At 70.9% G+C, this 25,504-nt stretch carries 23 protein-coding genes and 1 riboswitch; of the genes, 14 read left to right on the top strand and 9 right to left on the bottom strand.

The features are described 5' to 3' along the window. Window positions 1–93 precede the first annotated feature (93 nt). Both IF29_RS0116435 and IF29_RS0116430 read left to right on the top strand, forming a co-directional pair. Window positions 94–942, top strand: a complete 849-nt coding sequence (locus IF29_RS0116435; RefSeq protein ID WP_030255021.1) for a LysR family transcriptional regulator — start codon at window positions 94–96, stop codon at window positions 940–942. 89 nt (window positions 943–1,031) lie between these two features. Further along, a complete protein-coding gene (locus IF29_RS0116430) occupies window positions 1,032–1,646 on the top strand; it encodes a TlpA family protein disulfide reductase (RefSeq protein WP_051725400.1) in 615 nt (204 codons plus the stop codon). Window positions 1,647–1,753: 107 nt separating this feature from the next. On the opposite strand, the gene IF29_RS0116425 is transcribed toward IF29_RS0116430, so the two are convergent. The 4 genes from IF29_RS0116425 to IF29_RS0116410 form a co-directional block, all read right to left on the bottom strand. After that, window positions 1,754–2,398, bottom strand: coding sequence for a hypothetical protein (locus tag IF29_RS0116425; RefSeq protein ID WP_030255016.1), 645 nt, complete (start codon window positions 2,396–2,398; stop codon window positions 1,754–1,756). Beyond that, the gene (locus IF29_RS0116420; protein ID WP_037595504.1) at window positions 2,395–2,976 is read right to left on the bottom strand and encodes an RNA polymerase sigma factor; all 582 of its coding nucleotides are present in this window, start codon (window positions 2,974–2,976) and stop codon (window positions 2,395–2,397) included. Before IF29_RS0116420 ends, IF29_RS0116425 begins: the two co-directional genes overlap by 4 nt. A gap of 132 nt (window positions 2,977–3,108) precedes the next feature. Next, complete coding sequence (locus IF29_RS43620; protein WP_198037471.1) at window positions 3,109–6,672, bottom strand: serine/threonine-protein kinase; 3,564 nt, start codon at window positions 6,670–6,672, stop codon at window positions 3,109–3,111. Between the two features lie 190 nt (window positions 6,673–6,862). Then, the gene (locus IF29_RS0116410) at window positions 6,863–7,591 is read right to left on the bottom strand and encodes a 3-keto-5-aminohexanoate cleavage protein (RefSeq protein ID WP_030255009.1); all 729 of its coding nucleotides are present in this window, start codon (window positions 7,589–7,591) and stop codon (window positions 6,863–6,865) included. A gap of 87 nt (window positions 7,592–7,678) precedes the next feature. Between IF29_RS0116410 and IF29_RS0116405 the strand changes: the two genes are divergently transcribed. The 3 genes from IF29_RS0116405 to IF29_RS0116395 all read left to right on the top strand — a co-directional run bounded on the left by IF29_RS0116405 (window position 7,679) and on the right by IF29_RS0116395 (window position 9,327). Beyond that, window positions 7,679–8,071, top strand: a complete 393-nt coding sequence (locus IF29_RS0116405; protein WP_030255006.1) for a MerR family transcriptional regulator — start codon at window positions 7,679–7,681, stop codon at window positions 8,069–8,071. Between the two features lie 69 nt (window positions 8,072–8,140). After that, window positions 8,141–8,707: a P-loop NTPase family protein gene (locus tag IF29_RS0116400; RefSeq protein ID WP_232242178.1), complete on the top strand. Its 567-nt coding sequence runs from the start codon at window positions 8,141–8,143 to the stop codon at window positions 8,705–8,707. A gap of 20 nt (window positions 8,708–8,727) precedes the next feature. After that, window positions 8,728–9,327, top strand: coding sequence for a P-loop nucleotide/nucleoside kinase family protein (locus IF29_RS0116395; RefSeq protein WP_232242177.1), 600 nt, complete (start codon window positions 8,728–8,730; stop codon window positions 9,325–9,327). A gap of 68 nt (window positions 9,328–9,395) precedes the next feature. On the opposite strand, the gene IF29_RS0116390 is transcribed toward IF29_RS0116395, so the two are convergent. The 5 genes from IF29_RS0116390 to IF29_RS0116370 form a co-directional block, all read right to left on the bottom strand. After that, window positions 9,396–9,656 carry a CBU_0592 family membrane protein gene (locus IF29_RS0116390; protein WP_037595502.1) on the bottom strand — a complete coding sequence of 87 codons (261 nt, stop codon included), beginning with the start codon at window positions 9,654–9,656 and terminating at the stop codon, window positions 9,396–9,398. A gap of 17 nt (window positions 9,657–9,673) precedes the next feature. Beyond that, window positions 9,674–9,740, bottom strand: a riboswitch (guanidine-III (ykkC-III) riboswitch). A gap of 53 nt (window positions 9,741–9,793) precedes the next feature. Continuing rightward, entirely contained in the window at window positions 9,794–10,759 is a 966-nt protein-coding gene (locus IF29_RS0116385) for an alpha/beta hydrolase (protein ID WP_030254995.1), read from the bottom strand. Between the two features lie 95 nt (window positions 10,760–10,854). After that, entirely contained in the window at window positions 10,855–11,667 is an 813-nt protein-coding gene (locus tag IF29_RS0116380) for an alpha/beta fold hydrolase (RefSeq protein WP_030254991.1), read from the bottom strand. Between the two features lie 42 nt (window positions 11,668–11,709). After that, the gene (locus tag IF29_RS0116375; protein ID WP_030254988.1) at window positions 11,710–12,432 is read right to left on the bottom strand and encodes a glucose 1-dehydrogenase; all 723 of its coding nucleotides are present in this window, start codon (window positions 12,430–12,432) and stop codon (window positions 11,710–11,712) included. 133 nt (window positions 12,433–12,565) lie between these two features. Further along, the gene (locus tag IF29_RS0116370) at window positions 12,566–13,171 is read right to left on the bottom strand and encodes a TetR/AcrR family transcriptional regulator C-terminal domain-containing protein (protein ID WP_232242176.1); all 606 of its coding nucleotides are present in this window, start codon (window positions 13,169–13,171) and stop codon (window positions 12,566–12,568) included. 181 nt (window positions 13,172–13,352) lie between these two features. Between IF29_RS0116370 and IF29_RS0116365 the strand changes: the two genes are divergently transcribed. The 9 genes from IF29_RS0116365 (at window position 13,353) to IF29_RS0116320 (ending at window position 25,453) form a co-directional block, all read left to right on the top strand. Then, window positions 13,353–14,468, top strand: a complete 1,116-nt coding sequence (locus IF29_RS0116365) for an oxygenase MpaB family protein (RefSeq protein WP_030254983.1) — start codon at window positions 13,353–13,355, stop codon at window positions 14,466–14,468. A 68-nt stretch (window positions 14,469–14,536) separates the two neighbouring features. Continuing rightward, window positions 14,537–15,970 carry an aldehyde dehydrogenase gene (locus tag IF29_RS0116360; protein WP_030254981.1) on the top strand — a complete coding sequence of 478 codons (1,434 nt, stop codon included), beginning with the start codon at window positions 14,537–14,539 and terminating at the stop codon, window positions 15,968–15,970. Window positions 15,971–16,050: 80 nt separating this feature from the next. Next, on the top strand, window positions 16,051–17,703 hold the full coding sequence (locus tag IF29_RS0116350) for an MFS transporter (protein WP_051725396.1): 1,653 nt from the start codon (window positions 16,051–16,053) through the stop codon (window positions 17,701–17,703). 165 nt (window positions 17,704–17,868) lie between these two features. After that, window positions 17,869–19,062: an amidohydrolase family protein gene (locus IF29_RS0116345; protein ID WP_030254975.1), complete on the top strand. Its 1,194-nt coding sequence runs from the start codon at window positions 17,869–17,871 to the stop codon at window positions 19,060–19,062. A gap of 36 nt (window positions 19,063–19,098) precedes the next feature. Continuing rightward, a complete protein-coding gene (locus tag IF29_RS46050; protein ID WP_030254973.1) occupies window positions 19,099–19,476 on the top strand; it encodes a hypothetical protein in 378 nt (125 codons plus the stop codon). Beyond that, window positions 19,440–21,680 (top strand): acyl-CoA dehydrogenase family protein, encoded by a 2,241-nt coding sequence (locus tag IF29_RS0116335; RefSeq protein ID WP_030254971.1) that lies wholly within the window; start codon window positions 19,440–19,442, stop codon window positions 21,678–21,680. The genes IF29_RS46050 and IF29_RS0116335 overlap by 37 nt, the downstream gene beginning before the upstream one ends. Continuing rightward, window positions 21,677–22,768 carry an MBL fold metallo-hydrolase gene (locus IF29_RS43615; RefSeq protein WP_051725395.1) on the top strand — a complete coding sequence of 364 codons (1,092 nt, stop codon included), beginning with the start codon at window positions 21,677–21,679 and terminating at the stop codon, window positions 22,766–22,768. Before IF29_RS0116335 ends, IF29_RS43615 begins: the two co-directional genes overlap by 4 nt. Window positions 22,769–22,830: 62 nt before the next feature. Next, window positions 22,831–23,667 carry an amidohydrolase family protein gene (locus IF29_RS0116325; RefSeq protein ID WP_232242175.1) on the top strand — a complete coding sequence of 279 codons (837 nt, stop codon included), beginning with the start codon at window positions 22,831–22,833 and terminating at the stop codon, window positions 23,665–23,667. A gap of 70 nt (window positions 23,668–23,737) precedes the next feature. Then, window positions 23,738–25,453 carry a class I adenylate-forming enzyme family protein gene (locus IF29_RS0116320; RefSeq protein ID WP_084714371.1) on the top strand — a complete coding sequence of 572 codons (1,716 nt, stop codon included), beginning with the start codon at window positions 23,738–23,740 and terminating at the stop codon, window positions 25,451–25,453. Window positions 25,454–25,504 lie beyond the last annotated feature (51 nt).

Below are 25,504 nucleotides of genomic sequence, written 5' to 3'. Positions count from 1 at the left end.
CGACCATGCTGCCGCCGGGTCCGGGCCGGGGTCCAACACCGATCGGGTGGTCGGCGATACCTGCCGGGTATTGATCCGCAGTACGGTGGCTGTATGGAGACCCGGGAACTGCGCTACTTCGTCGCCGTCGCTGAGGAGCTGCACTTCGGGCGCGCCGCGCAGCGGCTCGGGATCGCCCAGCCGCCGCTGTCGCGGGCGATCCAGCAGCTCGAACGCCGGCTCGGGGTGGCGCTGCTGGACCGGACCAGCCGCACCGTCGCGCTGACCGAGGCCGGCTCGGTGCTGCTGGTCGAGGCCCGCGCCGCCCTGGACGCGGTCGACGCCGCCGAGCGCCGGACCCGGCGCGCCGCCCTTGCCGCGACCGGCCGTCCCGGGCTGGTCCTGGTCACCAAGGCCAACGCGTCCAGCGAACTGCTGGCGAAACTGCTCGACGCCTACGCCGCCGAACCCGGCGCGGTCCCGGTCGACGTCATCCTGTGCGGCCCGGCCGAACAGGCCCGGCTACTGCGCGAGGGCCGGGCCGACGTGGCGCTGCTGCACCGGCCGTTCGACTCCACCGCCGGGTTCCACACCGAGGAGCTCGGCACGGAGGGCCAGGTGGTGGTGCTGCCGGCCGGGCATCCGCTCACCACCCGGTCCCATGTGCACCTGGCCGACGTCACCGGACTGCCGGGCCTGCCCCTGCCGCGCTGGCCCGCCCCCGACGGCAGCTACCCGCCCGGCCCCGGCCCGCAGGTCCGCGACCACGCGCAGCTGTTGCAACTGGTCGCGCTCGGACGGGCCTGCGCGGTCTCACCGGAGTCCTGCCGGGCCCAACTGCACAGCGACCTAGCCGCCGTGCCGGTGCTGGACGCGCCGCAGGTCACCACCGTCATCGCCTGGCCGGCGCACAGCCGCTCCCGGGCCGTCGCCGACCTCGTCCGGACCGCGACACGGCTCTGACGCCGCGTCCGGAACCTTTACCCGCTCCCTGTCGGTTCGTCAGCAGGGCCGCCACAGCTCCCTCTCAACCACCTGCGAGACTCCTGCGTATGCGTCCGCAATCGAACTCGCGTCCCCGCACCAGGCACCGGGTGGTAGCCGCCACCGCCCTGGCCACCGCCCTCACCGTTGCCGGCTGCTCCACGAGCACGGGGTCCGGCGGGGCCGGCGACAATGCCGGCAGCAGGGTGCTGCCGGGCACCGGCCTCATCACCGCGGTCAAGGACCGCGGAACCCCGTTGGACCTCTCCGGTACCACCCTGGACGGAAAGAAGTTCGACCTCACCGGCTACCGCGGCAAGGTCGTGATCCTCAACATCTGGGGCTCCTGGTGCTCCGCCTGCCGTGCCGAGGCCGACGGCCTGGCTGCCGCGGCCGGCGCCGACGCAGCCCAGGGGGTCCAGTTCGTCGGCGTCGACACCCGCGACCCGCAGACCGCCCAACCGAAGGCCTTCGTCGCCGACCACGGCATCGCCTACCCCAACCTGTACGACCCCTCCGGCTCCCTGCTGCTGAGCTTCCCTCGGGGCGCGCTGGATCCCCAGTTCATCCCCGACACCTTCGTCCTCGACCGCCAGGGCCGCATAGCCGCCCGAGCCCTCAAGGCCGTCAGCGCCTCCGAGCTGAACCGGATGCTTGCCCCGGTCCTCGCCGAAAAGTCCTGACGCGGCGCCGGGGCTCCCCATTACCGTCCGGGCGGCCCGCAACGGGACGCCCGGTCTCTTGGGCCGGCATGGCGGGGTGGCCCGGGCCACCCCGCCGACCGGTGGGATCAGCCTTCGCCGATGTCGACCTGCGACGTGGGGAAGCAGGTCGGCGCCTGCTCGGTCAGCAGGTAGGCCAGGCTCCCCACCGACCCGTGGACGGCGTTTGCTGGGGACTCGTCGACGACCAGCAGGGTGTCCCCGTGCGGAATCGCGCCGGGGTCGAGCAGCGCGACCCGGCCGTCCTCCGGATCCAGCGACATCACCGCACCGAGGCTGCCGGTGTCGACCGGGGTGACCTTGGTGTGGCACGAGGCCGACGGGGACAGCACGACAGCGGGCAGGCCCGCTCGTCGCAGCGCCGCCTGGAGTCCGGACAGCTGGGTGCCGATGATCCTGAGGGCGACGATGTCGCCGGGACGGACCGTCACCGTGTAGCCGACGTCGGCGAGCCCCGCCGTCGGGCTGCTGCCCACGGCCGGGGAGGTGGCCGGCGCCGCCTGGGTCGGCGCAGCGGGGCCGCCGGCGGTGTGGGTGCCCACGACGACCGCGGTCACGGCGGCGGCCAGCCCGAGCGAGGTGGCCGCGATGCGCCGGGTGTGCCGCGGCCGTACGGTGGCCGGGGCATGCGCGGGCAGGGCCGCGGCGCGGGCGGTCAGCTCGTCGCCGAGCTGCTGCTGGAAGTTGACGGGAGCGTACGTGGGAGCGTTCACGAGGCGGTCTCCAGGAGGGTGCTCAGGGACGACGGGTCGGCCGGCGGGGTGGCGCTCCGCAGCGCCTTGCGGGCCCGGTGCAGGCGCATCCGGGCGGTGGCGGTGCTGATGCCCAGCACCTGGGCGGCCTCCCTGGTGGACAGCCCGTCGACGGCCACCAGGTCCAGTACCGCGCGCAGCGATTCGGACAGGGCGGCGTGCCGGCCGGCCAGCTGCCGGGCGGTGCGGGCCGCGTCGATGCGCGCCTCGATCGCGGCGATGTCCTGCTCGACCAGCATTCGGTGGCCGGCGATCCTGGAGACGGCCTGCTGCTCCCGGGCGCTGCCGCGGAAATGCGCCGCCAGGACGTTGCGGGCGATGCCGTACAGCCAGGCGGCGGGCACACCCCGCCGGGCGTCGTAGCTGTCGGCCTGTTCCAGCGCGGTCAGAAAGATGTCGGCGGTCAGATCGGCGGCCAGGTGGACGCTGTCGGTGCGCCGGGTGACGAAGCCGAGGATCGTGTCGAAGTTCTGCCGGTAGAACTCGGCGAACCCGGACGGGTCTCGCACGGGTGGGGCTGGCGGGTGCTCCGTGGGCACGGACGCTCCTTGCGACGAACGAGTACTGCCTTACATCTCTTCTTGGCTCCGGTGCCGGAAAGCGTCACATCGTCGAGGGACACCTCGAGGAGGGGTCCGCGGCTTCCGCGGTCGCACGGGAGTCGGCAAGCGTCAGCAGTCGTGGCGGTAGGGGACGTCGGGGATGTAGGTCTTCCATTCGGCCTTGGTCAGCGGGCCGGCCTCGGTGCAGAGCGAGTGGGCGAGGGCGGCCGGGGCGAGCGGGTAGCTGAAGAATCTGCCGTACTTGTCCACGGCGTTCAGCGCCGAGCCGTCCGGGGAGAAGGCGACGGCTTCGACGTCGCCGGTGGGTCCGGTGAGCGCCACTCCCAGCTGGGACCGGTTGCTGGTGTCCCAGACGGCGAACTGGAAGTCGGTTCCCTGCTGCTGCACCGCGGCCAGCAGGCGGCCGTCGGGGGAGACGGCGGTGTCCCCGGCCGGATCGAACGAAGGCTCGCTCACCGTTCCTGTGTACAGCTCGTTCCCCTGCGGACGCAGGGTCGTCGCATTCCAGGTCTGCAGGGACGGCCGGGAGGCGCGCGGAAAGGTGTAGAGGGTCGTTCCGTCGTCGCTGAGCGCGTCGAAGTGCGTGTCCGGGGAGCCGGGGAGAAGGGTCTGCCCGGAGGGGAAGGAGATCCTCCCGAATGCGGGCGCGATGACGGATCGACCGTCGGGGGCGAAGAGCAGCGAACCCGGGTAGTCGGGATAGCCGAGGTGTGCGCTCATCGAGCGGATCTGCTTCATCGTGCGCAGGTTCCAGAAGGTGAGTGTGTCGGTCCCGTCCTTCATCGTGACGAAGGCCGCGAGTGAGTTGCCGTCGGGGGAGAAGGCGAGTGACGTCACCGCCCTGCTGCGTCGGGCCGGGGCGAGGAGCGGGAAGGTGCCGAGGAGCGCGCCCCCCTTCTTGGACGGGTCCCAGACCTCGACGGTGGTGCCGCGCAGCACCGCCACCAGCCGGCCGTCCCGGCTGAGTTGGATCTGGTCCGGCGTCGTGGAGGTGGTAGCGGTCTGCGCCAGCGTCTCCACGCTGAAACGTCTGGTCCGCGACTGTGCCGACCAGATCTCCAGCCTGTTCTGGTGCAGGAGCGCAAAGGTGGAGCGGTCCGGGCTCACCGCGGCCTGGTCGACGTCGTTGTCGACGTCCCAGACGGGTTGTCCGGTGGCGGCGCTGACATCGAGGGACCGGACGAATCCGTCGAGTCCCACGCACTCCAACGTCCTGTCGTCGGCTGCGAAGCGGAAGAACGTGCCGGTGTAGCAGTCGTTCTGGTTGGTGGTGTAGGTCAGGACCGGATCGAGTTTCGGCGTGGTGGGATCGGTGTTCCAGACCGTTCCACCCTGCGTCAGGAACCGGCTGTTGTGGCTGAAGGAGAGCGGGTAGGGCGAGTACTGGTCGGCGCCGGTGAGGGTGCCGGAAGCGCCGTCCCGGGTCCGGGTGAAGAGGCTGACGGTGTTGCCGAGGGTGGCCACAGCTGCTGACTTGCCGTCAGGACTGAACGCCACCGCACCGGTTGAGCTAGCCGCCTGGAGGTTCATGTCGGGTACGGGGAGGCGCCTGTTGGCGAGGAGGTCGATCCAGGTGAACGGTTGACCGCCGCTCGGGACCGGCAGCGAGAGGACGCGCTCGTCCGGCGAGAACGATGTCTCCGAGATGGGAATCGTGGCACCGGCAGGGAGGCTCGCGACAGTGCGTGCGGTGTGGATGTTCCGTACGGTCATCGTGGTTTTGGGGTCATTCGGCTCGATGACCAGGAAGTTGCCGTGCGGGCTGAGCATCAGCCAGGGCCAGTCCCCTTCCGCGCTCTTCGTGATGCTCAGCGCGGGCGCGACCTCAGCCGTGGCGCCGCTTCTGACGGCGGCCACCCGGATGAATCGGACCAAGCCGTCGTCGCTGACCACGGCGGCCACTGTGCCGTCGGCGGACAGGATGACGTTCCGGACCTTCGCGGGTGTGGTGTAGCTGCTGATCCTGGCGCGGGTCCGGACGTCCCAGAAGTCCACGCGGTCGCCTTCGGCCGCGGCGAACGTCTGCCCGGCGCCGTCGAGGTCGTCCGCGCCGGCGATCGTCGGCGCCTCCAACTTGAAGGCGTCGTGCTCCAGTTCGTAACGCACGGCGAGCAGGGCCGACCAGGCCTGCGGTGTCCCGCCCAACTGCTCGGCGGCGACCGCCAGGCGCCGGGCGAGCTGGGGGTCGGTGACGCGCAGCGACAGCGCGAGGCCGGCCACCTGCGCGGAGGCGGCCTGGTCGCGCTGGGCGACGGCGGTCCGCCACTGGTCGAACGCGACCGCCGCGCCGGCGACCGCGACGACCAGCAGAAAGGCGAGGACGGCACTGACCAGCATGCGCAGCCGACCGCGCCGGCGGCCCAGCTCCGACGCGGCCTCGAGGAAGGCCTGCTCCGCCAGGTTCAGAGCGAGGTGGCGGCGCCCGGTCGCGGCCCAGTCGCGCATGCGGTCCAGCGTGCTCCCCTGCACCAGGTCGTTCCTGCGGCGGCCGTGCTCCGCCCAGGTCCTGGCCCCCTCCGCCAGTCGCTGATGGGTGCTCAGGCCCGAACGCTCGGCTTCCACCCAGTCGTGCAGACGCGGCCAGGACCGCAGCAGGGCAGCGGAGGAGAGCGTGGCGGTGTAGCCCTGCCAGACCAGGATCCCGGCGTCGGTAAAGGCGCGCAGCACCCAGTCCAGGACGTGCTCGGGGGTCCGGCCGTCGGAGAACTCGTTCCGGTGCGCCGAACGCAGGGTGTCCTCGGCGCGCTCCCCGGCTGCGACCAGACGCAGCATCACACCGGGGACGGCGTCCTGGGCGACGGCGTTCAGTCTGGAGAAGACGGCTTCCGCGACCTCGCCGCGGGAGGGGCCGACGGAATCGCCCGGAGTGTCCTTGAACGAGCCGCCCGCGCCGGCCTCCCGGACCGCCGAGGCCAGGTCCGCGCGGCCGACCAGGGTCAGCAGCAACTGCTCGGCGCTGGGCCGCTGGTCCGGCTCCTGCGAGAGCGCGGCCCGGACCAGCGAGCGGAGCGGTTCGTCGAGGCCGGAGACGTCGGGCCGGTGAGTGGCGACCCGGTAGGCGATCTCCGCCATGTTCTCGCCGCCGAAGGCGTCCTGGCCCGTCGCGGCGAACAGCACGAGCGCGCCCCAGCCCCACACGTCGACCTTGCCGTCCCCGGGCGCCCCCCGGTACCGCTCGGGCGGCATGTAGCGCAGGGTGCCCATGGGCAGGCCGGAGGTGGCCGTGCCCTCCACGACGCGGGCGATACCGAAGTCGATCACACGTGGGCCGTCGGGGCCGAGCAGGATGTTCTCGGGCTTCAGATCCCGGTGCACCACCCCTGCGCGGTGGACGGCCACCAGCGCCGCCGCCATGCCGACGGCCAGCCGTCGCAGCTCCTGCGGTGCGTGCGGTCCGGCGGCGCGGATCGCCTGCCGAAGATTGGGGCCGGCCACGTACTCGCTGACGACGAAGGGGATCGGCCCGGCGAGGTCGGTGTACAGCAGCCGCGCCGTGCAGAACGGCTCGACACGCTGCCAGGCACGCAGTTCCCGGCGCAGCATCCCCCGGCTCGCGGGGTCCACGTCGTGCAGGACCTTGACGGCGACGCGCCGGCCGTCGGGGCCGTAGCCCTCGTACACAGCCCCCTGGCCACCTGCGCCGAGTCTGGCGTCGAGATAGAAGTCCCCCAACTGCCGAGGATCCCCTGGGAGTAGAGGTTCCCCCATGTCGCAGCCCCACATCCGTCGCGCTTGATCCGTTCCGGTCCTGCCCCATTCTGACGAGTTCACGTCGTAGATGGTTCCGGCGCGAACCTGTGAACGCGCAGCGAGGTGCGGGTGGGGCGCCGCCCTGGACGATCAGGTTGGCCCCTGCCCGCGCTCAGGCTCCGCGTGGGCGCAGGACGGTCTTCGCGGCCCGTACCAGAGCGGCATTGCCCTCCGGGGTCGAGCCGTCCGGCAGCACCAGGGTGTCCTCCAGGCCGATCCGGGTGTCCAGGCCCAGCCGGGCCGCCACTCGCAGCACCGGCCAAGCTCCGCCGTCCTCCCCATGCAGCAGGATCGGAACCGGCAGCCCCGGCCCCAGAAGGTCGATGAGCGATACGGCCGTGGCCGCCGCGGTGACCGGGTCGGTGTCGGTGACCTCGGCGAGCACGCGCAGCACACGATGCGACAACCCCGAGGCACGGAACCGGTGGGCCGCGCCGCCGCTGGAATAGATCCCCGCCTCGACCCCCACGCCGCGCGCCAGCAGTACCTCCGCGACCACCTCGGCGCCTTCCTCGTGCCAGTTCACCGACGCGTGGTCGGGCAGGACCGTCCAGGAACGGATGAGCGCCGCACGGCGCTCGGGGTCCGGCACCGCCCAGGCCCCGGTGGTGACCCCGACCTTCACCCCGGCCGGCACGGCAGCGCGCACCGCCGCGACGGCCCGCGCCACCGGTTCGGGCTCCAAGGAGTCGACGCCGTCGACGCCTTTGGGATGGAGGTGGACGTCTTCAGCGCCGGCGGCCACCGCCGCGGCCGCCTCTCGTGCCAGCTGGTCGGGCGACACCGGAAGAGAGCAGCACTCGTCGGGGGTCCGCGCCCCGTTCAGGCAGACCTGCAGCATGCCCACGATCGTGCCAGACAGCACTCGTGTCAGACGTCATGGGTCTATGCTTCGACTTGAAGCGAGGTTCAAGTCAAGGAGCGTTTCATGGCCCTGCTGGATATCGCCGAGGTGGCCGAACGGTCCGGGCTGGCACCGTCGGCGTTGCGGTACTACGAGCGGCGGGGGCTGATCGCCTCCGAGGGCCGTAACGGACTGCGCCGTACTTTCGGGTCCGAGGTGCTGGTGCGTCTGTCCCTGGTCGCGTGTGCCCGTGCCTCGGGTTTCACTCTCGCCGAGATCGCCCGGTTCGTGACCGCGACCCCCGACGACACCGAACTGCGCGTGCACTTGGCGGCCAAGGCCGAGCAGTTGGACGCCGAGATCGACCGGCTCACCCGGATGCGCGCCAGTCTGCGCCACGCCGCCGTCTGCACCCGTTCCCCCCTGGTCGAGTGCCCCGAGTTCAAGCAGGCCATCTCCGACGCCCCGGCTGCCTGACACCAACTCAGAGGGAAGCCAACTGCACCTGAACATCCCTCACAAGTCGATGAACCCCTGGAGCCCCCGGTGACTGCCAGCGCCCTACCCCGTGCGGCCCCCGAGAAGGCGCAGGATGACCGACCCGGCGACCCGATCCTGATCGTCCTGCGCGGGCCGAGCGCGGTCGGGAAGACGACCCTCGCCAAGAGGATCCGGGCAGCCTACGAGCGACGGAACCTGGCCCTGGTGCACCAGGACGTCGTCCGTCGTGAGCTGTTGCGGGAACCGGACGTTCCCGGCGGCCACAACATCGACCTGATCCGGGAGATCACTGGGTTCGCCCTCGGACGCGGGTTCCACACCGTCCTTGAGGGCATCCTCGACGCAGGCCGCTACGGACCGATGCTCACCGACCTGCGGGCCGCGCACACGGGTCCCCAGCACTGGTTCTACCTGCACGCCCCGTTCGAGACGACGGTCGAGCGCCACAACACCAAGCCGTCCGCCGACGAGATCGGCGTGGATCTGCTGCGGAGCTGGTACCGCGAACTCGACCTCCTTCCCGCCGGGCTGGAGACCGTCATCGGCCCGGAGAACACGGTCGAGCAGACGCTCGCCCGGATCCTGCGGACAACCCGGCTGATGGAGCACTGACCGTGAGACAGGGGGACTCGATGACCGTCGTTGAGAGTGCTGCCGTGGCGGTGTTGGTCAATGGGCTGCCGGGGGCGGGGAAGACGACCCTGAGCACCGAGCTGTCCCGGGTGCTGGGGCTTCCGCTGTTCAGCAAGGACGTGATCAAGGAAGTGCACGCGGACATCCTGGGCAGCCATGCGATCGGGTACTCCCAGCGGCAGTGGAACTCCGCCGTCGGGGCTGCCGCCAGCCAGACCATGTGGGCGTTGCTGGCGCACGCTCCGGCGGGAGCCGTCCTGGAGTCGAGCTGGCGTGCGGATGTCCGGGACCTGGTGCTGCAGGGCCTGAGCACGGCCAGGCATGCGCTGCCGGTGGAAGTCTGGTGCGAAGTGCCGATGGAGACGGCCCGGCACCGGTGCGCAGCGCGCCTGCCGCGGCACCCCATCCACGGGGAGCTCCCCGGTGACGCCGAGTGGGAGAGCTGGCGCGAGCTGGCCCGACCACTCGCGGTGGGGCCACTGCTGCGCGTGGACACCAGCGTGCCCGTGGACATGTCCGCCGTCGCCGCCTGGATCGGCGCGCAGGCACACGCAGGACCTGCCGGACAGGCGAATGCCGCGCCGTCACCGCGGCCCTGACAGTCCCCGAACCTGCGAGCAGACCCTCTCGCGAGCACGGAGGCCATCGGGTCCACCATCAGCACCGCTCAGTGGCCGGCGGTTCGGGACGTTCGGCGGCCGGCCTGCCTGCGGCTGAGCGCGGCCAGGGAGACCACCGCCCAGACGCCCTCCAGCAGCAGGAACCCCCACTGCCGCGTCACCGCGGCGTCGACTGCAAGCAGGCCCGACCCCAGCAGGTTCAGCAGCAGATAGCTGAGTGAACTCGGGTCCACCCGCCGGGCCTGGGCCAGCGCGAAGGGGATCAGTACCAGCACCGACCCGAGGATCTGCACCAACTGCTCGTTCATGACGGCACGCCTCCTGCGAAGCGTCGTCTTGTCCCACCGGGTACGGTGCACCTCGTCCGGAAGCGGGCGTCATCCCTGCCCACCACTTCCATGTTCGCACACGGCGGGAGGGTGGTTCGGTGGGGCCCGGCCTGCTGTCATCGGGTGAACGCCGTCGCCAGTGCGAGTGCTGCCTCATGGCGGGCTTTTGCGCTGTCGTCGAAGGGGTGGCGGACGAACTCGTGGATCATCCCCGGGTATCGGGAGACCGTCACCGGGACGCCGGCCTTCTCCAGGCGCTGCCCGTACTCCTCGCCCTCGTCGCGTAGTGCGTCGAACTCGGCGGTGATGATCAGTGCCGGCGGTAGACCGGTCAGGTCGGGTGCCAGCAGCGGGGAGACGCGGGGGTCCAGCTTCTGCTGTTCGTCCGTGAGGTAGTGGTCCATGAACCAGTGCTGGGCGGCGCGGCTGACGTTGCCGAACCTCCCCGCGAAGGCCTGGATGCTGTGGCTGGTCCTGCGGAAGTCGAGGTCCGGGTAGATCAGCAGTTGGAAGACCAGTGCCGGTCCGCCGAGGTCGCGTGCGAGCCGGGCGACGACAGCCGCCAGGTTCCCGCCCGCGCTGTCGCCGCCGACGGCGATTCGTGCGGGGTCCGCTCCGAGGTCGCCGGCGTGTTCGGCGACCCATTCCGTGGCGGCGAGACAGGCCTCGGGAGCGGCGGGGAACCTGTGCTCGGGGGCCAGGGGGTAGTCCACCGAGACCACGACGCAGGTCGCGCCGTTGGTCAGGCTGCGGCACAGGCCGTCGTGGGTGTCCAGGTCGCCCATGACGAAACCGCCGCCGTGGAAGTACACCAGCACGGGGAAGGGGCCGGTGCCGCCGGGAGTGCCACCGGGAGTGTAGATGCGCACCGGGATCGGACCGGCCGTGGTGACGATCCGTCGGTCCTGGACCCCGGCAACGGGTTCCGGCTCGCCCAGCAGGGCGATCTGGCGACGCCAGCCCTGGCGTACCTGTTCGGGGGTGAAGGTGTGCAACTCGCCGACGTTCGCGGCGGCCAGGCGGTCCAGGTAGGCCTGGACCTGCGGGTGCGGGGAGCCGAGTGGTGCTGTCGTGTCGGTCATGGGTTCATGCTCCGACTTGAAGCGAGGTTCAAGTCAAGGAGCGGTTTCTTGGCCCTGCTGGACATCGCCGAGGTGGCCGAACGGCCACGACGCGTTCACCCGTCGGCGTGGTCGAGCCGGCTCAGGAAGTCCGACACTCGGTCGAGCAGCACGTCCGGTTGTTGAAGGTGCAGGTCGTGGCGGGTGCCCGGGATGCTCACGGCAGTGGTCTCCGGCCTGCGTCGGAGCATGCCGTCGACTTCGTCCAGCGGGATGAAACTGTGTTGGGCCAGCACGAGCAGGGTCGGACAGGTGACGCCTTCCCACTCTGCCCAGAAGTCCCGTTCATCCAGCTCCGCAATCGAGTCGACCATCATGTCCCGGTCGAAGCGCGGCCACCAGCCGTCGTCCCGCTGCTCCAGCCCGGCGGCCCAGCCTTCGCCGATGGCTCCGCCGCCCAGGAACTGGACGGCCGAATCCCGGGTCTTGAAGGGGAGTTGCCACGAGTCCAGCCAATTTCCGATATTTGCTGCGGCGTTGGTGCTCGGACCACCCGCTCCGGACTCGACCAGGACCAGTCCGCGCACCCGGTCCGGTGCGGCGGCAGCGGCGAGCATCGCGGTGTGGCCGCCGAGCGACTGGCCGGCCAGAACCACCTTCTCCAGGTCGAGTTGATCGATCACCGCGATCACGTCGGCTGTACAGGCCGCGCGGGTGACCTCCCTCGGGCGGCGCTCACTGGCCCCGTGCCCGCGCTGGTCCAGGGCGACGATCCGGTGCTGTCCGCCGAGCCCTTCGGCCAGTCGGTCCCACTCGCCCGCATGACCCGCCAACCCGTGCAGCATCAGGACCGGCGGCCCGTCACCACCCCAGTCGCGGCAGACGAGTCGTACACCGTCTCGGACCACGACGCGTTCGGACCAGGCCATGTGGCACCCCCTCAGTAACGGAACTACCCGTCCATCCTGCACTCACTGGGCCGTGAAGCCCCCGTCGACCACGAATTCGGAGCCGGTGGAGAAGCTGGATTCGTCGGAGGCCAGGTACAACACCAGGCTCGACACCTCGGAGGGATCGGCCGCCCGCCCCAGCGGGGTCGCCGCCGGGAGGCGGTCCGGCAGGCCGGTGATCATGGGAGTGCGGATGTAGCCGGGGTGTACCGAGTTGACGCGGATGCCCATCGGCCCCAGTTCGATCGCGGCTGCTTTGGTCATGCCGCGGACGGCGAACTTGGAGGCCGTGTACGCGAACGCCTGGGAGCCGACCAGCCCCGAGGTGGAGGAGACGTTGATGATGGAGCCGCCCGCTGCCCTGCGCATGCTGGGCAGGACGGCCTTCATGCCCAGGAACACCGACACCTGGTTGACGTCGATGATGCGGCGGAAGTGCTCCTCGTCCGTGCCTTGGAGACCGGAGCCGCTGGAGATGCCGGCGTTGTTGACCAGGACGTCGACCGGCCCGAAGGCCTCCTCGGCCTCGCGGACGACCTCGTCCCACCGGGACCCGTCGGTGACGTCGTGGGCCAGGAAGAGCGCCTTGCCGCCGAGTTCGTCGGCGAGCGCGGCGCCGTCATCCTTGAGGACGTCGGAGATCACGACGCTTGCTCCTTCGGCGACGAAGCGACGCGCGTGCTCCGCCCCCATACCGCGTGCCCCGCCGGTGATGACCGCCACTTTGCCGTCGAGTCGAGCCATGATGCGTTCCTTCCCGTCCCACCGGCCTGCCCAGTGCGGCCGGCTTGTCCCACCGATCACGCAACTAAATCCCGACCGGGATTTATCCCAGGCTAGACGGGGTCCATTGGACCGTCAAATGGAACGGTCGGCGTCAGCGGGGATCGGGGTCGGCTGCTGCTGCGCCCGCCAGGAAGATGTCGAGGGTGAACTCCAACTGCTGCCTGTCGTAGGTGTCTTCCGGCTGCCTGGCGATGCGGGACAGGTGCGGGAAGTGGTCGGCGTCCCGCTCGGCCAGGGCCGCCTGGAGGTAGTGCAGGCGGGTGGCAGTCCCTTCCTGGGCGGCGTCGATCACGTCGCGGGCGAACGCCAGGCAGATGTTCGTCAGAGCCGCCATGTAGCGCTGGGCCGTCGCCTGGTCGAAGCCTGCCTCGATGAGGCGTGCGAGCACGGCCTCCGTGCCGTCCAGGGTCTGGGCGGTCAGCGGTGAGCCCTGGGAGAGGTGGCGGGCGAGGCCGCCCACCGCGATGACGCCGTCGACCAGGCCGTAGGCGTAGATCCGGCTGGCGGTCTGCCAGTCCGCGTCCTCGGGGATCTGTACGTCCGTCGAGTTCGCGGCGAGCGCGTCGAGTGCCACGAGCGTGGCCAGTGCCTCGCGGTCGGGGACGTGGTTGTGGATCGCTTTCCGGTCCACGCCGAGGAGGTTCGCCACCGCCTGCATGGTCAGCCGCTCCGGCGGGAGGGTGCGAGCCGCATCCACGATCTGCTTCGGACCGAGTCCGACGCTGTTGCCCCTTCCCCTGCGCGCGGGCGGCGTCTGTGATGCGGCGGAGCCGGCGGGTGCGGAACCCGCCGACGACTGTTGACGGCTCATGAAACCCATCTTACAGTGACGTAAATCCCGGTCGGGATTTAACTTGGCAGCAAGGAGGCAGCCGGCCATGGCCACCACTTCCGGGCTTCGCGGGCCCACGAGCAATGTGATCACGAAGGAGCAGGTCGCAGGCACCGAACGGCGCTGGCGGCGGTTCGGCGAGCCCGTTCCGGCGGGCGCGTCCGTTCGCGAGGACGGTTCGCCGGACTACGGACTCTTCGGACCGGACTCCATCGTGTGGAAGGTGATGCTGCACCCCGCGACGATCGTCTTCCAGTACCCGGCGCAGAGCGCGATCCAGTCCTCCTACCGGCCCATCCTGGCCGGCGTGCGCGACCACGACCCCATCTCGCGCGCCGCGCGCAAGGGCGAACTGAACCACTTCGGTATGTTCGAGCGCACTCAGCGGAACTCCGGCATGCACGCACCGATGTGGCTGGGGGACACCGAGACCGCCGAGCGCATGGCCAAGCACCTGCGCAACATCCACCAGAAGGTCGCCGGCGAGGTCATCGACGTCGGCGACCCGGAACTCGGCGGCTACGCGGCGGCCGGGCCCCGCGAGGCGATGTGGGCGGCCCTGACCGAGATGCACTCCATGCTGTGGGCCTACGAGGGGCTGGCCTTCAGGGACGGTCGGCCGCCGCACAGGCTCCCGCCGCACGAGCGCGACCAGTTCATGGCCGAGGCCGCGGCCTACTGCCGCCTCGTGGGGGCCGACGAGGAGGAGATCCCCACCTCGATCGCCGAGCTCGACGCGTTGTACGTGAAATACGGCCACCTGTTCGGGCCCACGGCCACCATGGCCGTGATCCCCGAGACCGGCGAGAACATCAACCTGTTGTACTTCGAGAACCTCCGGAAGAACTACCACAAGTCGCAGCGCGCGGTCGCGCGTTACAACGGCCCGATCAACCACACGCTGTTCCGGATGTGGGTCGGCGCGGTGGGCTCCGAGCAGTTGCGCGCCTGGATGGGGATGACACCGGAGCAGTCCCGGCGCGCTGTGCGCCGCACCAAGCTGTCGATGCCGCTGATCTGGCTCTTCCAGCGCGGGCCCGTCGAGCGCCACTTCATGCGACTGATGTGGGGGCCGGACGGCGTGACGCTGATCAGGAGCGCCCGCGAGCAGGTCAAGAAGGCCAAGGCCGCTGCCAGGGCGCAGGCCAGGGCCGCGCGCTGAGCCCACGCGCGCACAGGAGCTGACCAGGGCTCAGTATCCGGCACCCCACCATGCTTCGGAGGAACACCATGTACGGAAGCGGCAAGCTCTTCATCGGCGGCACCTGGGTCGAACCCGCCGGAACCGGCACGATCGACGTCGTGTCCCCGCACACCGAGGAGCGGATAGGCCAGGTGCCCGAGGGCACCAGCGGCGACATCGACAGGGCGGTGGCGGCCGCACGCGAGGCGTTCGACCACGGCCCGTGGCCGCGGATGAGCCCCACCGAGCGCGCGGCGGTCTTGGGCCGGCTGTCGGCGCTGTACGCCGAGCGCGTGCAGACCATGGCCGAACTGGTTACCGCCGAGATGGGATCCCCGGCCTGGTTCTCGCTCGGTGCCCAGGCCTTCATGCCCCAGATGGTGTTGCGGTACTACGTCGACCTCGCCGCCTCCTACCCGTGGGAGGAGGAGCGCCAGGGACTGCAGGGGCCGGTGACCGTCGTGCGCGAGCCGGTGGGCGTGGTCGCGGCCATCGTGCCGTGGAACGTGCCCCAGTTCGCGCTGATGCTCAAACTCGCCCCGGCGCTGATTGCTGGCTGCACGGTCGTGGTCAAGCCGTCCCCGGAGACCCCGCTCGACTCCGTGCTGCTCGCCGAGTGGCTCACCGAGGCCGGCGTCCCGGCCGGGGTGGTCAACATCGTCCCTGCGGGACGGGAGGTCGGCGCGCACCTGGTCGGCCACTCCGGCGTCGACAAGGTGTCCTTCACCGGCTCCACCGCGGCCGGACGCCGGATCGCCGAGGTCTGCGGCCGCAGCCTCAAGCGGGTGACCCTGGAACTGGGGGGCAAGTCAGCAGCGGTCTTCCTGGAGGACGCGGACCTGCCGACTGCCGTCGGGGGGCTCATGGGCGCCTCCCTGGCCAACAGCGGACAGGTCTGCGCAGCGCAGACCCGCATCCTGCTGCCCCGTTCCCGCTACGACGAGTTCGCCGGCGCCGTGGCCGACATGGTCGGCGCCCTCAAGATCGGCGACCCCTCCGCGGCCGACACCATGATCGGCCCGCTGGCCTCGCGCGGCCACCGCGAGCGCGTCGAGGGCTACATCCGCCTCGGCCAGGAGGAGGGGGCGAAGGTGCTGGTCGGCGGCCTCAGCCGACCGCTCGATCGCGGGTGGTACGTCGCGCCGACGGTCTTCGCCGACGTCGACAACGGCATGCGCATCGCCCGCGAGGAGATCTTCGGTCCGGTCCTCACCCTGATCGCCTACGACGACGAGGAGGACGCCGTCCGCATCGCCAACGACAGCGAGTACGGGCTGGCCGGCTCGGTCTGGACCGCCGACCCGCAGCACGGCGTCGAGGTGGCCCGCCGCATCCGCACCGGCTCCTGCGGGGTGAACCTGTACAGCGTCGACCCGGCCACCCCGTTCGGCGGCTACAAGAACAGCGGCATCGGACGCGAGTTGGGCCCCGAGGGCCTGGACGCCTACCTGGAGCACAAGAGCATCCCCAGGAAGCAGTGACCGGACCGGCCGACCCGCGAGTCTCCTGCCACCCCATCGAGTCCTCGCCGCGCATCGCGGACGACAAGGAGTACTGAACCATGCCCAAGGAGCCTGAGAGATCACTTGAAAGCCACGCGGGACCAGACGACCGCCTGCCGGAGGCCTCCCGGCGACGGGTCTTCCTGATCGTCGCGGTGACCGTCCTGTTCGCGGAGACCGGGGTCCTGCAGTTCACCATGGTCAGCCCGGCCGTGCTCAGGATCGCGCCGAGCTTCCCCGGTGTCGGCGCCGACATCAGCTGGGTGAACACCGTCTTCGCCCTGACCGGCGCGGTGGCCGCTCCGCTGCTCGGCAAAGCCTCCGACCTGTGGGGCAAGAAGCGGATGATGACGGTCAGCGGCGTCCTGTTCGTCATCGGGTCGCTGGTCACCGCGCTGACCGCCAGTTGGCCCGCCTTCCTGGCCGGCCGGGTGCTGCAGGGGCTCTCCCTCGGCATCGGCGCCGTCGCCTACGGCCTCTTCCGCGACATCCTGCCGCGGCGGTACGTACCGACTGCCATCGGCATGCTCACCACCGGCTCGGGCGCCGGGGTCATCGCCGCCCCGCTGCTGAGCGGCTACCTGCTCGACCACTACAGCTGGCGGTCGCTGTTCTGGGTCATGACCCTGTACGGAATCGCGACCCTGGTCCTGCTCGTCCTGCTGGTACCGGAGTCCAACCACCGCTTCCGCCAACACCTGGACCTGCTCGGCGCGTTCGTCCTGGCTGCGGGACTGGCGCTGCTGCTCGTCTACCTCAGCAACGGGCACAACTGGGGCTGGAGCGCCCTGGGCAGCCTCGCCTACCTGGCCGGAGGGCTGGTGCTGCTCGGCCTCTTCGTCCCCGTCGAACGGCGCGCCCCCTCACCGCTGATCGATCTGCACCTGCTCGGCGACCGCAGGGTGCTGGGCACGCTGGCGGTCACCTTCTGGGGCAGCGTGGCCGTCAGCGTCTGGGCCTACGCGGTGCCCCTGATGACCCAGACCCCCACTGCGGCCCAACTGACCGCCGGCGCCCGCGCGCAGGCCGTTGCCTCAGGGCTGCCCAGCGCGACTGCCGCGCTGCTGCACGTCTCCTTCAGCGGCTCCCTCGCCTTCGCGGGAGGCCTCTCCCTGATCGGCTGCGCAGTGCACCAGATGGTGTGGCAGGGCGGTACGGCCCTGTTCGCCGGGCCTGCGGCCGGCTGGCTGGCAGGACGCCGAAGCATGCGCTTTCCCCTGCTGCTCGGCTTCGCGGCCTTCGCGTCAGCGGCCGTGCTCATGCTGGCGCTGCTCACCCACGGCATCTGGTTCTTCGCCCTGACCGGCGCGGTCTTCGGCCTCGGCTTCGGCGCCTACTACGCCATCACCCCGACCCTGATGATGGAGGCCGCGCCGCCGCGCCTGCAGGGCATTAGCGCCGGCATGTTCAGCCTGGCCGCCAACATCGGCCAGTCCATCGCCACCGCCACGGTGACCGCGGTGATCTGGGCCGACCCGCTGGTCATGAAAGTGACCCTGGGGCCGAAGTCCCTGGGCCAGGTCAATCTGACCGCCCAGTACTCCCTGATGACGCTCCGCACCGCACAGATCCTGATGTGGATCGTGCTGGGTGCAACGGTCGTCGCCTGCACCTGCACCCTGGTCCTCCGCCACGCCCGCGCGGCGGCGACCGGTGGCGCGGCCAGCGAGGAGCAGCGCGCTCCGGAACAGGCCGGCGTCGTAGCCGCTTAACCGACGTTGGTGAAACCGCGTTCATGGAACTGGACACTTCCGCGATGGTCATGTCCCAGTCTGTGGGTTTAGAGCAGTTTCCTGATCCTCTCTCAGGTCTTGTTCTTCGAGAAACCTCGTTCTATCTTGAAGGCGAGCCTCCCCTCACACGTATGGAGTCCCTTGATGGCGCACCAACTCCCGTTCCGCTTCTTCGACTGCGACAACCACTACTACGAGGCGCTGGACGCCTTCACCCGCCACATCGAGCCCGAGTACCGCAAGCGGGCCATGCAGTGGGCCGAGATCGAGGGCAGGACCCGTCTGCTGGTCGCGGGCAGGGTGAACAAGTTCATCCCCAAGCCCACCTTCGACCCGGTCGCCGCGCCCGGGGTGATGGACGAGTACTTCCGCGGGCGCAACCCCAAGTCCGCCGACGTGAGCAAGCTGATGGGCGAACTGGGGCCGATACGCGGCGAGTACCGCGACCGCGACGCCCGGGTGGCGGTCATGGACGGGCAGGGCATGGACGCCTGCCTCATGCTGCCCACCCTCGGAGTCGGCATGGAGGTCGCCCTGGCCCATGACATCCCGGCGCTGACCGCCGCCTTCCGCGCCTTCAACCGCTGGCTGGCCGAGGACTGGGGCTTCGCCTACCGGAACCGCATCTTCGCGGCGCCCTACATCACCCTGGCCGACCCCGCCAATGCGGCGCGGGAGCTGGAGTGGGCCCTGGAGCGGGACGCGCGGTTCGTGGTGATGATCCCCGGCCCGGTGCAGACCGAGAGCGGCATGCGCGCACCCGCCGATCCCGTCTTCGACGACTTCTGGAAGCTCGCCGCCGACTCCGGGATCACGGTGGCCTACCACGGCGGTGAGACCCACTACGCCAAGTTCCTCGGGGAATGGGGGGAGCGGGACTTCACCGAGGCGTACCGGGCGTCGGCCTTCCGCGGCATCTCCTCTCCCGACCCCATGCAGGACACCATGGCCAGCCACCTCTCCCTGCACCTGTTCCACCGCTTCCCGAACCTGCGGATCGCCTCCATCGAGATCGGTTCCGCCTGGGTGTTCCACCTCTTCGAGAAGCTCAGCAAGTCCTACGGCCAGGTTCCGCACCTCTACCCCGAGGACCCGCGCGAGACCTTCAAGCGCCACGTGTGGGTCTCCCCGTTCTACGAGGACGAACTCGCCAGCCTGCTCCAACTGATCGGGCCCGGCCACATCCTCATGGGCTCCGACTGGCCCCACGTCGAGGGCCTGGCCGATCCCGCCTCCTACATCAAGGACCTCGAGAACTTCGACTACACACCGGAGCAGTGCGAGGCCGTCATGCGCACCAACGGCTGGGAGCTGGCCACCCGCCGCAGCCCCGCCTGACCGCGCGGACCTCCGGAACAAGCACAGGGAGCCACCGTGGTACAGCTGAGCAAGGCCAGCCTGATCGGCATCCTCATGGACAACGGCGAGGAGGACGCGGCCGTCCGGCTCGCCGTCTCGGACCTGCCAGAGGTCCTCGACATCGACGGGCACGCACGGCAGTTGGAGGCGGCGGGGCTGGCCAGGGAGGATCTGGACGCCCTGCTGCCGGCCACCGCCCACGGCCCCTTCGCCGCGCTGCGGGCGGCGTCACCCGACGCGTCCGCACGGAAGTCCGCGGCGGAGATGGAACAGACCGTCTCGCAGCGGTGGGCCGATCTCGTCTCCCAGTGGATACACCCGTCACCCGTCGAACCCGATTCCCCAGGGAGCAGCGCATGGCCCTCCCGGTCACCGAAGAGCACATCCAACTAGCTGATTCAGTAAGGGATTTCACCGCACATTACGCGAGCGTCGCCGAGACTCGGCTGCACCTGTCCCGGTATGCGGCCGGCGACCGCCCCAAGCACTGGGACGCGCTGGTTGCGCAGGGGCTGCACCGAATCCACATCGACGAGGCCGACGGCGGCGACGGCGGGTCGCTGGTGGACCTGGCCGTCGTGGTCGAGGAGACCGGGAGGGCCCTGCTGCCCGGCCCGTTCCTGCCCACCGTCACCGCGAGCGCCGCAGTCACGACGGCGGCCGCCGGCGTCAGGCGCAGCGAAGTGCTGCGGTGCTTCGCCGACGGCACCACCGGAGCGGTGGTCCTGCCCGGCAGCGGGATCACGGCACGCCGGGAAGCACAGGGATGGGTCCTGACCGGCCGCAGCACTCCCGTGCTCGGCCTGCTGTCGGCCGACCTGCTCCTCGTCGGCGCCGAGCGCGTCGACCACGCAGCCGGGGACGCCGTCTGGTTCGCCCTGCCGGTGCAGGCGCTGGCCGGTGCACTGCTGCCGGAGGAGGGCGTGGACCTCACCCGTGACCTGGGAAGACTCCGGTTGACGGACGCTCAGGTCGCAGCGGCGGACCTGGTCCCCGGACTGGACGCCGACCGGGTGCGCGCCGCGGTGACCGCCCTGTACGCCGCCGACGCCAGCGGCGTGGTCGCGCAGAGCCTGCGGACGGCGGTGGACCACGTCAAGGTCCGCGAGCAGTTCGGCCGTCCCGTCGGCTCGTTCCAGGCGGTCAAGCACAAGGCAGCGCTGCTCCTGCTGGCGTCGGAACTGAGCGCCGCAGCCGCGTGGGACGCCGCCCGCAGCCTTGCCCAGGACGGTACGCAGTCACGCCTGGCCGCTGCCGCCGCCGCGGTGGTCGGCCCCGGCCGCGCCGTCGACGCGGTCCTGGACGCGGTCACGCTGCTGGGCGGCATCGGCTTCACCTGGGAACACGACATCCACCTGTACTGGCGCCGTGCCATCAGCCTGAACGCCCTGACCGGACCGGTCCCAACCCGGGCGAGCGACCTGGGCGCATTGTCCCTGACCGCGGCCCGGGACTTCGACCTCGAACTGGAGGACAAGGACCCGGCATTCCGAGGCTGGGTAGCCGAGCAGCTCGACGCCGCGATGGCCCTGCCCCCGGACCTGTCGCAGCGCCCCGGCGCCTGGCCCGCGTCCGGCACCGGACCGCGCCGCACCCTGCTGGCCGACACCGGCCTGGCAGCCCCGCACTGGCCCAGGCCCTACGGGCTGGACGCCTCGCCGGCCCAGCAGGCCGTCATCGCCCAGGAGTTCGCGAAGCGCGGCCTGGAACGGCCCTCGTCGGTCATCGGCGAGTGGGCGGTGCCCACCGTCCTGGCCCATGGCGAGGAGGAGCAGAAGAGACGGTTCGCCGTTCCCACCCTGCGCGGCGAGATGACGTGGTGCCAGTTGTTCAGCGAACCGGGCGCCGGCTCGGACCTCGCCTCGCTCAGCACCCGTGCCGTCCAGGACCGGGAGCGCGGCGGCTGGGTGCTCAACGGCCAGAAGGTGTGGACCTCCTCGGCGCACGAGGCCGACTGGGGCATCTGCCTGGCCCGTAGCGATCCGCAGGCACCCAGGCACAAGGGTCTGAGTTGCTTCCTCGTGGACATGCACTCACCCGGCGTGGAGGTGCGCCCCCTGCGGCAGGCCACCGGCGGGGCGGAGTTCAACGAAGTCTTCCTGACCGACGTCTTCGTCCCCGACCAGTGCCTGGTCGGACAGGCCGGCGAAGGCTGGAAGCTGACGGCCACCACGCTCGCCAACGAGCGCCTGACCATCGGCGCGGGCATGGGAGGGAAGGATGGTGCCGAGCGGCTGCGCGACGCGGTGCGGTCCGGTACGCCGGCGGCGGACGCGCCGGCGGTGCTGGAGGAGCTCGGGTCGATCACGGCCACCCGGATCGCCCTGCACGCGCTGGGCCTCCGCTCCACGCTGCGCCGCCTGTCAGGACTGCAACCGGGTGCGGCTGCCAGCGTCCTGAAGGTGGGCAGCGCCCTGGCCGACCGTGCCGCCGCAGCGACCGGGCTGCGACTGCTGGGCGCAGAGGGGGCCGTCGGCACCGACGCCCACGGACTGGTGCAGGGCGAACTCCAGCTGCCGAGCGTCCTGATCGGCGGCGGGACCGTGGAGATCCAGCTCAATGTGATAGCGGAGCGCATTCTGGGACTGCCCCGATGAGGTCCTCCCTGTACGGGCCCCGCGGGCGCCACGCCCCGACTCCGGTCGGCGACGGGGTGTGGCGCCTGCCGGTCCTCGTCGAGCGCAACACCCCACCGGTCGTCAACGTGTACGCCTTGGCCTGCGCGGACCGCGTCGTCCTGGTCGACGCGGGCTGGGACGAGGTGAGCCTGAGGACATTGCGGTCAGGCCTGGCAGCGCTCGGAGCAGGACTCGACGCCGTCGAAGGAGTACTGCTGACGCACGCTCACCCCGACCATGCCGGTCTGGCGCAGGCCCTGCAGCAGCAGACCGGGTGCTGGGTCGCCGCCCATCGTGCGGAGTGGGGCGCGTTCGAGGACGGTGGCAGTGGCGAGAACCGCGGCGGCGCTCGCCCCTTGGGGATGCTGGACCGGCTCGGAGCCCCGGCGTCCACCGCCCAGGCCCTGGAGGCGAAGTTCGGTGGCATACCGCTGCTGCCCCGGCCTGTGCTGACCCCCCTGGACGACGGCCAGGCGGCCCCGACCCGGGGGCGCCGCATCCAGGCGGTGCGGACACCGGGGCACAGCCCCGGTCACCTGTGCTTCCTCGACGAGACCGGTGCGCTGTTCGCCGGCGACCACCTCCTGCCCGGCCTGCGCCCCCGTCTGTACCTGGACGGCGACACGCCCCGGCAGGGCGCCGACGACGAGGGCGCCGACGAGGAGGGGCCCGATCCCGTCGGCGACTACCTGGCTTCTTTGGACCGGACGCAACCCCTGTCCGGCTCGCTCCTGCCCGGCCACGGCGAGCCCGTGGCCGACGCTGCGGCGCTGCACGAACGGGCGCGGGCGCACTACACGGGCCGAGGCGAGCAGATCCTGGCCGCCCTGCCGACGGACCGTCCGGTCAGCGCCTGGAAGGTCGCCGATCGGGTCCGGCAGACGGAGCGTCCCGGATCGCACCACTCCCAGGCGGCGCACTACCTCGCCGCGGTCGAGGCCTACGCGTTCCTCCGGCACTGGCAGCGGCTGGGACGGGTCGAGATGCGCGAGACCGTGGGCGAACCTCCACGCTGGCGCGTCGCTCCCGGCGCGCCGCACCGCACAGGCGCCTTGCAGCAGGCGTGACCAGCCCCCCTTGCAGCACCCCCGAGAAAGGCACCGACATGCCGTTCCCCGCAGGAACACCCGTGATCGACACGATGATCGGTTTCCCGCACGACGGATGGGACCAGTACGACTTCATCCGCCGACAGACCAAGGACCGACAGTCCCGGGAGGAGTACCAGTTCCCGGTCGAGTACATGTTCAAGGACGTACCCAAGGACCTGCCCACCGACGACCCGGTCGCCTTCACCCTGCACGAGATGGACCGCTTCAACATCCGTTACGGCCTGACCGGAGTCGGCGACGAAACCTCCCACAAGGCCCTCGCCCAGCACCCCGACCGCTTCCTCGGCTCCTTCGAGATCGACCCGAACGCCGGCATGGACGGGATCCGCGCACTGGTGCGCGCCCACGAGGAGTTCGGTGTACGCGCAGCCGGCTGCTTCCCCGCAGGGGCGCTGCCGCAGGTCGCCATCAACGACAAGAAGATGTACCCCTACTACGCCAAGTGCGTGGAGCTGGGCATCCCGTTCTTCTGCTGCGCCGGGGTGCCCGGCCCGCGACTGCGGATGGACCCCCAGCGCGTCGAGCTGATCGACGAGGTCATGTACGACTTCCCGGAGCTCGTCTTCGTCACCCGCCACGGTTGCGAGCCGTGGACCGACCTCGCGGTCAAGCTCCTGCTGAAGTGGCCCAACCTCTACTACTCCACCTCCGCCTTCGCCCCCCGCTACTACCCCAGGGCTGTGGTGGACTTCGCCAACACCCGCGGCGCCCACAAGATCCTCTACGCCGGCTACTTCCCGATGGGGCTGACGCTGGACCGCATCTTCGGCGAACTGCCCGCCGTGCCCTTCAAGGACGAGGTGTGGCCGCAGTTCCTGTACGGCAACGCCGCGCGCATCCTCGGCGTCAGCTGAGCGCCGGTCCGCGGCCACCGCACGCAGGCGCCATCCCCACCCCTGACTCTCCCACCGTTGTGAGGGCTCCATGGACACGTCCCCATCCACCCTGAGGTGGCAGCTCCCGCCGCTCCCGGACCGCACACTCAAGGCCCTGACCGGCCCGGACGCCCCTTTCGCCCACCACGAGGAGGACGTGAACGGCCGCCGGGGGCAGGTTTTCACCCATCGCTTCCGCAGCCTGCCCGACCTGCTGAGGACGCGTGCCACCTCCCACGCCGACCACCCGTACCTCATCGACGGCGAACAGGTCGTCACCTACGCGCAGGCATGGCGGGCCGTCGGGGCCAGGGCCGCCGCCCTGGCCCGCCGAGGGGTGCGCACCGGGGACCGGGTAGCGCTGCTGGGCGCCAACCAGAGCGAGTACCTGCTCCACCTGTGGGCCGTCCTGCGCCTGGGAGCGGTGGCCGTGGGGCTGAACGGCTGGTGGACCGGCAGCGAACTGATGCAGGGAATCGAACTGTCGCAGCCCCGTCTGCTCCTCGGGGACGCCCGGCGGATCGCGCGCCTGCCCCCGGCAGCCCGCGCGGCGGCACCGGTGGAACTGTTCGACGAGTTCGGAGCCCGGGCCGACCGCGAGGCGGACCGCACCCCGGCCCGTCCCGGGCCGGACGACGGCGAGACCGTCGCCGAGGACGCAGCCGCACTGCTGCTGTTCACCAGCGGCACGACCGGCCGCGCCAAGGGAGCGTTGCTCTCGCACCGCAACATCGTGCACGCGGCACAGGCCAACGCCATGAGCGGCACCCTCGGCGCCGTCGACGGAGCAGGCCGGAACCCCGCCGACGGTGCCGGCTCCACCATGACCGCGCTGGTCTCCTCCCCGCTGTTCCACGTCTCCGGCCTGATGATGGCCCTGGCGTCCGCCCCGTTCGCCGGCGGTGCCCTGGTGATGCCGCGACCGGGGCGATGGGACCCGGAAACGCACCTCGATCTGATGGCCGAACACGAGGTCACCGTCTGGAACGGGGTGCCCGCCCAGTTCTGGCGTCTCCTGGACACCCCGGGCTTCGACGCCGCGCGCCTTCCGGCTGTCGCCGTCCTGGGCACGGGCGGCGCGAACCTGCCCCCGCGGCTCACCTTCCTGCTGGGGCAGCGGTTCCCCCGCGTACGCCTGGGCAACGGCTTCGGCATGACCGAGACCTTCGGCTCGGGCACCACCATCACCGGCGAGGAACTGAGAGCGCACCCGTCCTCGGTCGGCGCCCCCGTACCGCTGGCCGAGCTGCAGGTCCGCGACGAGTCGGGCGCGCCCGTGCCCGACGGCACGGTCGGCGAGGTATGGCTGCGCAGCGGCTCCGTGTTCCTCGGCTACTGGCAGGATCCCCGTGCCACCGCCCGCGTGCTGGACGCGGAAGGCTGGTACCGCACCGGCGACTTCGGGCGGGCGGAGGGAGGCCGGCTGTACCTGGAGTCGCGGCGCCAGGACCTGATCGTGCGCGCGGGCGAGAACATCTACCCGGTGGAGGTCGAGAACCGGCTGGTCGAGCACCCGTCGGTGGCAGATGTCGCAGTCGTCGGCGTACCGCACGAGGTGTTGGGCCAGGAGGTGAAGGCCTGCATCGTGCTGCGTCCGGGGGCAGGATGGGAGTCCGAGGGCGTGCGCGCGTGGGTGGGAGAGGCTCTCGCTGCATTCAAGGTGCCGGCGCACGTGGAGTTCCGTGACTCGCTTCCCTACTCGGCCACCGGAAAGGTCGTCAAGCGCCTGCTGGAGGATCAGGGGGACGCCGGCAGTCGTGGGTGAACCGAATTTCTGCACGGGTGACCCGCTGCAGACTGCCCCCGCCGTGCAACT

The organism is Streptacidiphilus jeojiense (assembly GCF_000719095.1).
Lineage (GTDB): Bacteria > Actinomycetota > Actinomycetes > Streptomycetales > Streptomycetaceae > Streptacidiphilus > Streptacidiphilus jeojiensis.
This window is presented reverse-complemented; position numbering and strand designations above follow the sequence as displayed.

Coding starts and splice junctions, on each gene's coding strand:
- IF29_RS0116435 (WP_030255021.1), top strand. CDS start 94: ATGGAGACCCGGGAACTGCGCTACTTCGTCGCCGTCGCTGAGGAGCTG.
- IF29_RS0116430 (WP_051725400.1), top strand. CDS start 1,032: ATGCGTCCGCAATCGAACTCGCGTCCCCGCACCAGGCACCGGGTGGTA.
- IF29_RS0116410 (WP_030255009.1), bottom strand. CDS start 7,591: ATGCTGCAGGTCTGCCTGAACGGGGCGCGGACCCCCGACGAGTGCTGC.
- IF29_RS0116405 (WP_030255006.1), top strand. CDS start 7,679: ATGGCCCTGCTGGATATCGCCGAGGTGGCCGAACGGTCCGGGCTGGCA.
- IF29_RS0116395 (WP_232242177.1), top strand. CDS start 8,728: ATGACCGTCGTTGAGAGTGCTGCCGTGGCGGTGTTGGTCAATGGGCTG.
- IF29_RS0116390 (WP_037595502.1), bottom strand. CDS start 9,656: ATGAACGAGCAGTTGGTGCAGATCCTCGGGTCGGTGCTGGTACTGATC.
- IF29_RS0116385 (WP_030254995.1), bottom strand. CDS start 10,759: ATGACCGACACGACAGCACCACTCGGCTCCCCGCACCCGCAGGTCCAG.
- IF29_RS0116380 (WP_030254991.1), bottom strand. CDS start 11,667: ATGGCCTGGTCCGAACGCGTCGTGGTCCGAGACGGTGTACGACTCGTC.
- IF29_RS0116375 (WP_030254988.1), bottom strand. CDS start 12,432: ATGGCTCGACTCGACGGCAAAGTGGCGGTCATCACCGGCGGGGCACGC.
- IF29_RS0116365 (WP_030254983.1), top strand. CDS start 13,353: ATGGCCACCACTTCCGGGCTTCGCGGGCCCACGAGCAATGTGATCACG.
- IF29_RS0116360 (WP_030254981.1), top strand. CDS start 14,537: ATGTACGGAAGCGGCAAGCTCTTCATCGGCGGCACCTGGGTCGAACCC.
- IF29_RS0116350 (WP_051725396.1), top strand. CDS start 16,051: ATGCCCAAGGAGCCTGAGAGATCACTTGAAAGCCACGCGGGACCAGAC.
- IF29_RS0116345 (WP_030254975.1), top strand. CDS start 17,869: ATGGCGCACCAACTCCCGTTCCGCTTCTTCGACTGCGACAACCACTAC.
- IF29_RS0116335 (WP_030254971.1), top strand. CDS start 19,440: ATGGCCCTCCCGGTCACCGAAGAGCACATCCAACTAGCTGATTCAGTA.
- IF29_RS43615 (WP_051725395.1), top strand. CDS start 21,677: ATGAGGTCCTCCCTGTACGGGCCCCGCGGGCGCCACGCCCCGACTCCG.
- IF29_RS0116320 (WP_084714371.1), top strand. CDS start 23,738: ATGGACACGTCCCCATCCACCCTGAGGTGGCAGCTCCCGCCGCTCCCG.